Origin of the sequence: Lachnotalea sp. AF33-28 (genome assembly GCF_003477885.1) — a bacterium.
GTDB lineage: Bacteria > Bacillota > Clostridia > Lachnospirales > Lachnospiraceae > AF33-28.
Window position 1 is genome coordinate 374,203 of record NZ_QUEE01000002.1, and the last position, 12,238, is coordinate 386,440.

Annotated in this window: 10 protein-coding genes; 9 read left to right on the forward strand and 1 reads right to left on the reverse strand. The window is 52.5% G+C overall.

Features of this window, described 5'->3' with window-relative positions; translation table 11 throughout:
• Positions 1-80: 80 nt before the first annotated feature.
• From DWZ56_RS04090 to DWZ56_RS04125, 8 genes are all read left to right on the forward strand, one after another.
• Positions 81-1,247 carry an aminotransferase class V-fold PLP-dependent enzyme gene (locus DWZ56_RS04090; RefSeq protein ID WP_118555108.1) on the forward strand — a complete coding sequence of 389 codons (1,167 nt, stop codon included), beginning with the start codon at positions 81-83 and terminating at the stop codon, positions 1,245-1,247.
• The gene (locus DWZ56_RS04095) at positions 1,247-1,711 is read left to right on the forward strand and encodes a RidA family protein (RefSeq protein ID WP_118555109.1); all 465 of its coding nucleotides are present in this window, start codon (positions 1,247-1,249) and stop codon (positions 1,709-1,711) included. Before DWZ56_RS04090 ends, DWZ56_RS04095 begins: the two co-directional genes overlap by 1 nt.
• Before the next feature lie 116 nt (positions 1,712-1,827).
• On the forward strand, positions 1,828-3,417 hold the full coding sequence (locus tag DWZ56_RS04100; protein WP_118555110.1) for an N-acyl-D-amino-acid deacylase family protein: 1,590 nt from the start codon (positions 1,828-1,830) through the stop codon (positions 3,415-3,417).
• 6 nt (positions 3,418-3,423) lie between these two features.
• Positions 3,424-3,894: a RidA family protein gene (locus DWZ56_RS04105; protein WP_118555111.1), complete on the forward strand. Its 471-nt coding sequence runs from the start codon at positions 3,424-3,426 to the stop codon at positions 3,892-3,894.
• Positions 3,895-3,958: 64 nt separating this feature from the next.
• Positions 3,959-6,424 carry a beta-mannosidase gene (locus DWZ56_RS04110; protein ID WP_118555112.1) on the forward strand — a complete coding sequence of 822 codons (2,466 nt, stop codon included), beginning with the start codon at positions 3,959-3,961 and terminating at the stop codon, positions 6,422-6,424.
• Positions 6,425-6,709: 285 nt separating this feature from the next.
• Positions 6,710-8,095 (forward strand): carbohydrate ABC transporter substrate-binding protein, encoded by a 1,386-nt coding sequence (locus DWZ56_RS04115; RefSeq protein WP_118555113.1) that lies wholly within the window; start codon positions 6,710-6,712, stop codon positions 8,093-8,095.
• Positions 8,096-8,239: 144 nt separating this feature from the next.
• Complete coding sequence (locus tag DWZ56_RS04120) at positions 8,240-9,697, forward strand: sulfatase-like hydrolase/transferase (RefSeq protein ID WP_158584438.1); 1,458 nt, start codon at positions 8,240-8,242, stop codon at positions 9,695-9,697.
• Positions 9,698-9,767: 70 nt separating this feature from the next.
• On the forward strand, positions 9,768-10,703 hold the full coding sequence (locus tag DWZ56_RS04125) for an AEC family transporter (protein ID WP_118555115.1): 936 nt from the start codon (positions 9,768-9,770) through the stop codon (positions 10,701-10,703).
• Positions 10,704-10,869: 166 nt separating this feature from the next.
• Here DWZ56_RS04125 and DWZ56_RS04130 read toward each other — a convergent pair whose 3' ends face one another.
• The gene (locus DWZ56_RS04130) at positions 10,870-11,214 is read right to left on the reverse strand and encodes a hypothetical protein (protein WP_118555116.1); all 345 of its coding nucleotides are present in this window, start codon (positions 11,212-11,214) and stop codon (positions 10,870-10,872) included.
• Between the two features lie 314 nt (positions 11,215-11,528).
• On the opposite strand from DWZ56_RS04130, the gene DWZ56_RS04135 reads away from it, so the two are divergent.
• On the forward strand, positions 11,529-12,206 hold the full coding sequence (locus DWZ56_RS04135; protein WP_118555117.1) for a transaldolase family protein: 678 nt from the start codon (positions 11,529-11,531) through the stop codon (positions 12,204-12,206).
• Positions 12,207-12,238 lie beyond the last annotated feature (32 nt).

Sequence of the window (12,238 nt, forward strand, 5' to 3'; positions counted from 1 at the left end):
GGCTGGTGACATAGGAAAGAGGAAGCACACTGAAGTGTGCGTAGGTCATCAGCCTTCGGCTGGTGACATAGGAGGGGGTTATGGATATTTTTGAGAAGCTGGGCATCCGAAGATATATCAATGCCCACGATACTTATACGGTTTACGGTGGAAGCCGTATGGAAGAGGCCACGGTAAGGGCGATGGAAGAGATTTCAAGGGCCTTTGTGGATATGGATGAGCTGCAGAGGCAGGCGGGGAAATTTTTGGCTGCGGTCACCGGAAATGAGGCGGCTTATGTGACAAGCGGCGCGGCCTCCGCCATGCAGCTTTGCGCAGCGGTATGTATGGCGCAGGGAAACGAGTACCTGTACCGCAGGCTGCCGGATACCTCCGGAATGAAGAATGAGATATTGGTATTTCACTGTCAGCATAACTGCTATGATAAGGCCATTGAAGCCAGCGGGGCGAATGTGGTTTTAGTGGGGGATGCGGATGAGACTTTGGCGTTTGAACTGGAAGGGAAGATCGGCGAACGCACGGCAGCCGTGTTTTATTTCCCGTCGGGGCTGTATGAAAGGGGATCTCTCTCTCTTGAGCAAACGGTGGAGATCGCGCACCGGCATGGCCTGCCGGTGGTGGTGGACGCTGCGGCGCAGCTGCCCCCGGTGGAAAATCTGCAGCGGTTTACCCGGCTGGGAGCGGATATGGTGATCTTCAGCGGGGGAAAGACATTGAAAGGGCCCCAGGACAGCGGATTAATCGTCGGAAAAAGATCCTATCTGGAGGATTGTCTGCGCTTTGGCGCTCCGGCCCACGGCGTCTGCCGCGGCTGCAAGATCTCCAGAGAGGCTGTTGCAGGTTTGTGCACAGCGGTGGAGGCCTATGTGAGGAAGGATCATGTAACCGACTGGGAAACGCTATCCTGCCGCGTGGACCGAATACTTAGCAGTTTTCGGGAAGAGAAAACGGCAGGTTGGCGGGAAGAGAGGGGACCTGTGGGACAGACCTATCCCAGGGCATTTCTGAAGCTGCCGGAAGGGCTTAAACCGGAGGAAGCAGCGGCCAGGATGAGAAGCCGGGGCATCTATATAGGGACGGACCCGCTTCGCCATGCGGTATACGTAAGCCCCCTGAATCTGACAGAAGAGGAGACGGATACGGTGATCCGGGCGCTGAAAGATGTAATCAATGAGGAAAAAAAGCGCGTTGAAGCGTGCGAAGGCCATCAGCCTGCGGCTGATGACAGAAAGAGAGGTTATAAGTGATGAGTGAAACAGGAAAAAGACTGGAAAATCTGGGAATTACCCTGCCGGTGCGTGACCGCAGGGGAAAAGGCGTGGTGGATGCCGTAATCAAAGGGAACCTGATGTTTTTATCCGCCCATCTGCCGGTGGATTCGGACGGCTGCCCGGTTTATACCGGCAAGGTGGGAACGGATGTGGATCTGGATACAGCCTATCAGGCGGCCAGGCTCTGCGGCCTGAATATGCTGGCCACCATCAAGGATTATGTGGGAGAGCTGGACCGTGTGGACTGCGTGGTGAAAGCGCTGGGCCTTGTGAACAGCGGAGCGGATTTTTCCAGCCAGCCAGCTGTGATGAACGGATTTTCCGACCTGATGGTGGAGGTGTTCGGCCGCCGCGGCCAGCACGCCAGATCCGCCATGGGCGCGTTTGCGCTGCCGCAGAATGTGCCTGTGGTGGTGGAAGCGATTGTGAAACTGCGTTAGAGCGTGTTTTAGTGCGCAGGTCATCAACCTGCGGTTGGTGACATTGAAAGCGGAAGCACGCTGAAGCGTGCGCAGGTCATCAACCTGCGGTTGGTGACATTGAAAGGACGGGCAAAATGAAAGAAAACACAATGTTGGATCTGATCATACGGAATGTGAAGATCTATGACGGAAAAGAGTCCGCCCCCTATGTGGCGGATATCGGTATCAGGGGAGAGCGGATTCGCGAAATCGGCAGGCTGGATGAAACCGAAGGAAGGGATGAAATTGACGGGAGAGGACTGTGTGCCATGCCTGGATTTATAGACACCCACTGCCATTCCGATATGACTCTCCTATATGACAGACAGCATGCCAATGGGCTGGCACAGGGAATCACTACAGAAGTGCTGGGACAGGACGGGCTGTCCTATGCGCCGCTGTCGCCGGACAATCTGAAAATGTATGCGAAATATTTAAGAGGGCTGAACGGATGGTTTGAGGATGTGCCCCTTGATTTTGGCAGCGTGTCGGAATACTTGAGCCGCTTTGATAAAAAGGCCGGACCTAATGTGGCCTACCAGGTGCCCCATGGCACTGTGCGGCTGGAAGCTATGGGATTTCATGACCGGCCCCTTAGCGGATATGCGCTGGATAAGGCGAAGGATTTGATGCGCCGTGCTTTCGAAGAGGGCGCCGTGGCATTTTCCACAGGCCTAAGCTACTATCCCTGTTCTTACGCGGATACGAAAGAGATGATCGAGCTGTGCAGAGTGTGTGCAGAATATGATGTGCCCTATGTGACCCATACGCGCACGGTGTTTAGGGAAGAGCCTTTCGACGCTACGCTGGAAGCCATAGAAATCGCGAAGGAAGCGGGCTGCAGGCTCCATTTCTCACATTTCCGCACCGGTCCGGATAACTGTGGCAGGGCGGAGGAACTGATGGCTCCGATTGAAAAAGCCATCGCGGAGGGGATGAGGATTACGCTGGAAACTTATCCTTATTATTCCGGAAGCGGTTACGCCGTGATCTTCCTGCCGCCCTGGGCGGTGGAGGGCGGCTATGAGGCCACGCTTGAGCGGCTGAAAAATCCTGCCCTGCGCGAAAAGATCTGCGAAGGCATGCGGAAAAATACCATTCCCACCACAGGAACCTTTACGCATCTTAGGGAAAATGAAGAATATGTAGGGATGGATTTCGCAGAGGTGGCCAGGCTGCGGGGCACCAGCAATGAGAATATGATCTGTGATATCCTGCTGGAAGAGGAGCTGGATGTGGGGTATTACTCCAATCCTGTGGAAGATGAGGAAAAACGTGCGCAGATGGACCGGGATTTCGTATGGCTTCTGACCAGACCCTATTATATGGTGTGTACGGATTCCATACCCTATGGGCTGAAACCCCATCCGAGATCTTTCGGAACCTTCCCGAGATTTCTGCGGCTTTCCAGGGAACAGGGAGTTTCCTTCGGTACAATGGCAAACCGCATGGCGGCAAACCCGGCCGCGGTGTTTGGTCTGAAGGACCGAGGCGTGATCGAACAGGGATATTATGCGGATCTGGTGCTGTTGGATGAAAAGAAAGTGACCGATACCGCTACCTACCGGGATCCAAGAAGGGCTCCGGAAGGAATTGCCCATGTGATTGTAAACGGCAGGATCGCCGTGTATAAAGAGAAGGTGACGGGGCTGTTTGCCGGCCGCGCCATCAAAAGAGGAGTGTGATTCGGTATGGATACGATCAACAGAGTGATAGAGAACAGTACGGAGATCGAACTGAAGTTTAAGCAAAAACGGGGAATCATCCTGCTGCGCCAGGTGGATAACCTGATCTTTGTATCCGGGCACGGGCCGGAGGACCAGATTACGGGGAAGCCCCTGTATCAGGGACGGGTCGGAGCGGAGCTTTCGCTTGAGGAAGGATACGCGGCTGCCAGGGAGTGCGCGGTGATTCTATTGGGCGCGCTGAAGGATTACCTCGGCAGTCTGGACCGTCTGGAAGGAATCGTAAAGGCCTTTGGCCTGGTAAACTGTGCGGAAGGCTTTACCGATGTGGATCAGGTGATGGACGGATTTTCCGATACTGTGGCCGATGTGCTGGAAGAGCGGGGATATCATGCCAGAACCGGAATGGGCACGCATAATCTGCCGAATGGCAATATCCCGGTGGAGATTGAAGTGATCGCGGCGGTGCGGGCATAAACGGAAAGTGTGCGCAGGTCATCAGCCTTCGGCTGGTGACCGGTAAAGGGGGACAGGTGGAAAAATGACAGATCAATTTCATGGTTCATTGGAGATCAGCCGGTGGCAGATTGGACAGGGAGGTTTATCCGGGAATGAGGCGCGGGAATGGATGGAGACAGAGCGTCCGGAGCCGGTGCAGCAGATTTTGATAAATAACGGAAGGCTGCCGGATCCCTGTTACAAAACCAATGACCTGGCAGCCGCCTGGGCGGAAAAAAGCGAATGGACTTACCGCGCCAGGCTGGAGCTGACAGAGCAGATGTGCCTTGCTCCGTATCTTGAACTGGTATTTGAGGGGATCGATACCTATGCGGATATTTATCTCAACGGCAAGCTGCTGGGATCCTGTGACAACATGTTTGTCTGCTGGAGATTTGATGTTACAGGAATGCTTGTGCCTGGGAACAATGATCTCATGGCGGTCTTTCCGGTGATGAGCCAAAAGGCGGCCGAAAAGCGGCTGCCGGAAGGCTTCTGGACCAATTATTCCACGGAAAGGGCCTATGCGAGAAAAGCAGCATATTCCTTTGGCTGGGACTGGGCGCCGCGGATCGCTTCGGCAGGGCTGTTTCGCCCGGTGCATTTGGACAGTTATCAGACAGGCAGGCTTCGGGAAGTCCGCATCGATGCGGCGGATATCCGGATCGAAGAGAAAAAGGCGGCCCTGCTGTTTGAGGTGGAGAGCGAACTGTTCATCAAAGGAAATGAGGCGTCCGGGGAACATGCGGTGCAGTATCTTTTGACGGTGTCGGGAGAAAACGGATGCCGTTACCGGAAGGTATACGGGGAGCGCTGCTTTAAACTGGAGATGGATGAGGTGGAATTCTGGTGGCCCCATGATCTGGGAACGCCGTACCTGTACCGGATTGAACTGTCGATGCTTGTGGACGGAGAGACCGTGGATTCCTATGCCTGCAGCTACGGCATACGCAGCCTTGAGGTGATTACGCGCGCTATGGACGGAGAGGCCAGATTCCTCTTCTGCCTAAACGGAATTCCGATGATGGCCAGGGGGGCTAACTGGGTGCCGGTGGACGGGATACTCGGTAAGGCCGGGGAGGATGCCAGGTATATCAGGCTGCTGGAAATGGCCAAAGAGGCCAATATGAACATGCTCTGTCTCTGGGGCGGCGGTATTTATGAGAAGGAGCTGTTTTACGAACTCTGCGACCGGAAGGGGATACTGGTATGGCAGTATTTCATGTTCGCCTGCGGAGAGTATCCGGATTATGATCAGGACTTTCTGGAAAATGTAAAGAGGGAGATCACAGAAGCGGTGATAAGGCTGCGGGTCCATCCGTGTATCGCGCTGTGGGCCGGCAATGTGGAGCTTACCATGCTCTGCGAGAAGATCGGGCTGCAGCGGGAGTATTACGGGAAAAAGCTGTTTGAAGAGCTGATCCCGTCATGGCTTAAAAAACTGGATCAGAGCCGGATATACCTGCCCTCTTCCCCTTTCAGCGAAAGCGGTCCGGCTAATTCCATGGAAAGCGGAGACCGGCACAACTGGGATGTATGGTTTACGGATGTTCCCTATACGGCCTATAAAGAGGATACGTCCAGATTCGTCAGCGAATTCGGTCTGCACGGGGCTCCGGCCGCCTGCACGGTAAAGAAATATACAGGAGAAGAGAACCTGCGGACGGACAGCTTTTCTTTCGGATATTTCAATCGGGATCAGAGCCTGGAACGCATGTATTACTATATGGAGCAGCATACCGGTCTGCCGGAAAATGCGGAGCAGTATATCGATTACAGCATGCTTGTGCAGGCGGAGGGACTTGCGTATGCGGTGCAGCATTACCGCAGCAATTTTCCTGCCACCGCGGGCGCGCTGATCTGGCAGCTTAATGACAGCGCGCCCTGTCACAGCTGGAGCATGATCGATTATGATCTGATTCCGAAGGCATCCTGGTACTATGCAAAGCGCTTTTTTGCTCCGGTACAGATCTTTTTGGAGGCGGAAAGTCCGGTTTCCACCGTGCTTTGGGTGGTGAATCAGAGCCGGGATACCTATGAGGATACGGTAAAGCTTAGGGTATGCGATTATCTGGGCAATCTGTACCATCAGGAGGAGATACAGGTACAGGTGCAGCCGGGCAGTGCCAAAAGATGCAGGGCGCTGCAGGCAGGCGGCCGGTATTATCCCAATGTCATTATCCCGAACCGCCACAGGCTGTTTTATGTGGCGGCGGAGTCAAAAGCAGGCGGACAGAAGGCATGGAGGTTTTTTGGAGAATATAAGGAAACCCTGCTGCCCGATGCGAAGCTTACGGTCCGGGCTGCAGAAGGCGGCATCCGCATACAGTCGGATGTATTCGCCCGCTTTGTCGGGATTGACGGGGAGCTTGAGGACGTGAGGCTCTCCGACAATTATTTCAACCTGGAGGCGGGGGAGGAAAAATATATCCGGATAGAAACGGACAAAAAAAGGCCCGCCCTGTCTGTGAAACCTCTGAACGGATCGGCAGTGCCGGTCAACCTGTAATATGCACCGGCAATAGACATGTCCGGCCGATGTTGTACAAAATAATCGGATATATGGGAAAAGCACTGCAAAAATACAATAAAAACACATGGAATAACGGCTTGAAACTGAAAAACGATGGACTAAAATGATATAAAATAAAAGAGATGTATTATTTTGTTGTATAAAATGACGGAACAGGATGAAATATTACATGCGCTGGTCAATTTTGTTTATTATCAAACGGGAGGTTTGCTGTTAAGATAGTATCGTACAAAGAAATGAAAGTCGGAAGGAGGATTTCGTATGAAAAAATTGTGTAAGGGTGTCAGCCTGTTACTGGCAGGCGCTCTGCTGATGGCCTCTCTGGCGGCATGCCAGAAGAAACCTGCTGGGGAGACTACGGCACAGGAGCAGACAACAAAGGGGACAGAGGCAGTGCAGACAACACAGGGCAATACAAAGGACAGCGGTGAGGAGTCCGCATTTGCCGGCCAGACTTTGGAGGTGGCGGCGTTTGCCGGAGCCTATGGAACGGATTTCTGGGACAGCGTATGTGCAAAATTCGAGGATGAGTATGATGTGAAGGTGGAGCTGACCTGCTCGCCGCAGCTGGGGGACATCATCCGGCCCAGCGTGGTATCCGGAGATCCGCCGGATTTCATCGCTTTTGCACAGGAGCAGGACATCATCACGACTATGATCAAAGAAGATGCGCTGCTGGATTTAAGCGATGTGGTGGGGGAATTTGAAGACACGCTTTTAGACGGCATCCTGGATTACTGCCAGCCCTATAAGGACGGACGTATTCTCTATACGCCCAGCTGGTACTATTCCTGGGGAACCTGGTACAATAAGGGGCTGTTTGAAGAGAAGAACTGGGAACTGCCCAAGACCTTTGATGAAATGCTGGCGCTGGGGGAGAAGGCGAAACAGGAAGGCATGGCGCTGTTCGTATACCCGGGCGTGTATCCCGGATATAATCAGGGTGTTTTATTTGCGGCTCTGGCCAGTGCAGGCGGTGCGGATCTGCTGAATGCCATCGCAAACTATGAAGAGGGCGTATGGGAGAAGCCGGAAGTGAAAGAGGTGCTGGATTTCTATCAGAAGATGGTGGATAACGGATATATCTTAGATGGCAGCGTGGCGCTGACCCATACCCAGGCGCAGACGGAATTCGTACAGGGCAAGGCAGTCTTCTGCGTATCCGGCAGCTGGATCGAAACAGAGATGGCGGACGCGGCTCCGGAAGGCTTCCGGTACGGTTTCCTTCCCACCCCTACAGCCCAGGCCGGACAGCAGCAGTATGCCAACATCGGCTTTGAAACCTTTGAGATTCCGGCAGCAGCTAAAAATCCGGAGCTGGCAAAGGAATTCCTGAAATTCCTGTACCGCCAGGACAATCTGCTGATGAATGCTGAGAAGACACAGGCCTGTATGGCGATCAAGGGCGGCGCGGATATGGTGAAGGAGTATATGACAGAGTCCAACTATGAGAATCTGAAGATGCTGGACAGCGAACTGATGCCCTGCTTTGTGAACTGGACGCTGACGGAAAAGACAGAGATCACAATCATGGACGAGCTGTTCAATTCCATCAACAGCCTGGTGAATAAGGAAATGGATGTGGACGGTTGGATCGCCCGCATGGAAGAGGATGATGCTGTTTTAAGAGAAGCGGTTGCAAAATAAAGCACATCCTGTGATAAGCAAAAAAGCGGCTTTTCGGGACGGATTTTTAGCATCCGTTTTCCGGAAGGCCGCTTTGTCAATAGAAAAATACGCCCTATTGAACTAAAACACTCCGCTTAGGATCGCACTGAAAGAGGTATGCATATGGGACAGTCAGATAATAAAAAGAACAATATAATTTTAATCACCACGGATCAGCAGCGTTTTGACACCATAGCGGCGCTGGGAAACCGCACCATCTTGACGCCGCATCTGGACTGGCTTTCGGAGGAAGGGACCGTCTTTGAACGGTTTTACGCGGACTGCCCGGTATGCATGCCGTCCCGGGGGACCATCATGACCGGACTGCAGGGCTATAAAAGCGGCTGCGTGGGTAACTTTCCGGACCGGCTGCCTATGAAATTCCACGATACGCTGCCCGGGATTCTGACCCGGAACGGTTATCAGACCCGGGGCGTGGGAAAGATGCATTTTGAGCCGGCCAGAGCCAATTACGGATTCGAGCACATCGATCTTGCTCTGAATTATTACAGGGAGATGAGGGAGCATCCGGAGCGCGGCATCCCTAAAGATCACGGCACCGGGGAAAATGAGATGGAACCGGCCCTTTCTTCAGTGCATGAATCCTACAGCATGACCCACTGGGTTACAAAAAAGTCCATTGATTTTCTGGAGACCAGGGATCCCACCAGGCCGTTCTTTCTATGGACCAGCTTTACCAAACCTCACCCGCCTTTTGACCCCTGCCTGAATTACTGGAATCTCTATGAGGACGGGCAGATGGAGGCGCCTGTTTACGGAAACTGGTCGGACAGCCTTGAAGACATGGATGAGAGCTGGTTGTATGATACCTATATGCTCAACCATGCCTACCGCATGACGCCGCCGCAGCTGCAAAAGGTGAAACGGGCTTATTACGCGTTAATCACGCAGATCGATTATTCGCTGGGCCTGCTCTTTGCCAGGGTGCGTGAGCTGGGACTGCTTGACAGCACCTGGATTATCTTCACTTCCGATCACGGTGAGATGCTGGGGGACCATCATATGGGGGCAAAATTTGTATTCCTGGAAGGTTCCGCCCATGTGCCGCTGCTGATTCGGCCGCCCTACGCGCCTTTCTCCCATCACAGTCTGGAAGGAAAGCGTTCAAAACGCCTGGCGGAGATGGCGGATCTATTCCCGACCATACTGTCCATGGCAGGCATCGATGCGCCGCAGCAGGCAGAGGGCGTCAATCTGCTGGCTTCTGCGGATGAAGAGCGTCGGACGCCCTTTTACGGAAACGTGGAAAACCGTTTGTTTACCGTCATGGAGGGATATGAGAAATATTTGTGGACAGCCTATGGAGGAGCGGAACTTTTCTTTGACCTTAGAAAAGACCCTATGGAAAGAGAAGACCTGTCAAAAAATCCGGAATATGCTGACCGGCTCGAATATTTCCGCGGGCTGCTTGCGGCGCATATGCTGGAAAACGGCGCGGCCTGCTGTGTAAAGGGCGGGCTGCCGGCGCCGGTGAAGGAACGGCAGACCAGAGGAGAAATCTGCCGCTGGCCGGGATTCCACAGCGCAAAGGAACGGCCGGAGGTGGACGGGCTGCATTGAGGTTGCAAAGGAACATTCCCTGTGCTAAAATCCAGTTAGATTATTTCGATCCGGCTATGGGAGGAAGAACATGAGCTTTTTATTGACGCCAGCGGCTTTTATCATCATTATATTCGGAGCATATTTCCTGAAAAGAGGCGGATTTTTCGGGGAGAACGATTACCGCCCTGTAAGCAAAATTGTGCTGAACATCACGCTGCCGGCAGCGGTGATCCACGCGTTTGACGGCTTTGAACGGGATATGTCCCTGTTTTTGGTGGTGCTGATCGGATGTTGCTGCAGCCTTCTTCCTTTACTTGTCATGTATCTGCTGACGAGAGGGCAGGAGAGAGGAAGACGTGTGTTTTCCATGATCAACGCCGCCGGATTTAACATCGGCTGCTTTTCCCTTCCGTTGATACAGAGCTTCTTCGGCCCGGCCGGTGCCGCCATCGCCTGTATGTTTGACACGGGAAATGCGGTGATGGTGACAGGCGGCTCCTTCGGCATCACCACTTCGCTGTTGCAGGGGCAGAAAACAGGCGCCGGGAGGGAAGACGGACAGCCCGCATTGCCCCCGTTATGGAAGCGCTTTTTGACTTCAGTGCCCTTTGACGCCTATATGCTCATGCTGCTTCTCTATGCTTTAAACATCGCGGTACCGGAATGGATCCTGACCCTGACAAAACCCATTGCCAATGCCAACGGTTTTATGGCCATGCTGATGGTGGGTCTGATGTTCAAACCGGAAAAAAATCCGGTCTATCTTACCGATACCGCTAAAGTTGTGGCGGTCCGTCTCGCGATGGGAGCCTGTTTTTCCCTGCTGCTGTTCTGGTGCACGCCTTTTTCCTACGAGGTGCGAAGGGTTCTGGCCGTTGTAGTATTCGCGCCTGTCAGCGCGCTGGCGCCGGCTTTTACGGAAAAAAGCGGCGGGAACGGAGCTCTGTCCAGTTTTGCCAATTCCATCTCCATCTTCGCAAGCCTGCTGGTGATGACCTGTCTGGCTGCATTTTTGGGAGTATAGCAGTAAGTTACCATCACAGTTACTTTCCGTGTGCTTTCGCCGTATATGACATTTGCTGATTTAAAATGGATGCTGAATTTTGAAAAGCTCATTGAGCGGATAAGCCAGGTGAATTCGCCGAGGCGTTGCTGAACGCGTTAGATCATGCGTTTCGCAATGCCTCCCATCAGATCGTATAACCGCTGTTTATATCAAATGGCATAAGGAGCAATTTCATAACACGTTTTGCGTAATGATCAAAAAACCAGCCATTTGCCCTTCCGCAATTTTCTATGGTGTCAAATTCCAAAAATAAATAGTATTTTACACATTTCACAATTTTGGCGAGCTGCCTTGGCGGCTCGCCATTTTCGACGCCGTCAAAAGTATAAAAGCGTTTCATATACTTAACGCTGATACAACCGGGCAGCTCCTCCTGTTCTCCTTTGATTAAACCGACCAGTGTTTCAAATTCATCCAGTTTGTCGGGTTTCACCTGAAAAAGTATGATTTCTGAAAATGAATTGCTCATCAATTGCTTCCTCCTTAGACGGAAATCATCGCCGTTATAATGTCTGTCGGTATTATAGCATATAACCTGCTAAAATCCCAGCCGAATCCGGGCTGTGCTGCTGGAAGTCTGTAACGTAAAGTCTGAAACGATGCAAGATAGTAACAAATAATAACTTGAAAAAATGTTAATATGTGTTACAATAAAGATAAGAACCCATATACTATATAAGGCACTTTACATAGGCGGATCGGAGTCTTCGGCGCTCAAATGCGAAGGCATTCCATGCAGAAAGTTTTGTGAGAAAAAAATCTAAGAGAAAAGAGGAGATCAGAATGGAGATTTTATTGGACACAGCGAATATGGCGGCAATCCGGCGGGCGGTGGAGTATTATCCGGTGGACGGTTTCACCACCAACCCATCGATCTTATCCGGGGTGAGAGACGAGGTGCGCACGGTTTTGGCTCAGTTTAAAGAACTGATACAGCCTTCGCAGACCATTCATATGCAGACTACGGCAGAAAAAGCGGAGGATATGGTTTCACAGGCCGAGAAGCTGACGGACTATTTCGGGCCGAACTTTCATGTGAAGATCCCGATGAATCCGGAGGGAATAAAGGCTGCGAAAATGGCCAAGGCAAAGGGGCTGAAGGTGACAGTGACGGCCATATTTACAGCGGCGCAGGCCCTGATTGCGGCCAAGGCCGGGGCGGACTATGTGGCTCCCTATGTGAACCGGATTGACAACATTTCAGGTGACGGTGTTTCAGTGGTGTGCGATATTATCCGGATTCTGGATAACTATGGATTTGCTACAAAGGTCCTGGGCGCCAGCTTCAAGAATGTACAGCAGATACAGGCGCTGGCGGTGGCGGGCTGTCAGGCTGCCACGATGACGCCGGATCTGATCGACACATTTGTAAACCATCCGTATACGGTGAAGTCCCTGGAGGATTTTAAGAAGGATTGGGAGAGGCGCTTCAAAGACAGCCATATCACGGATTATCTGTAGGATAAAGGTGCGTGTGCGCAGGTCATCAGCCT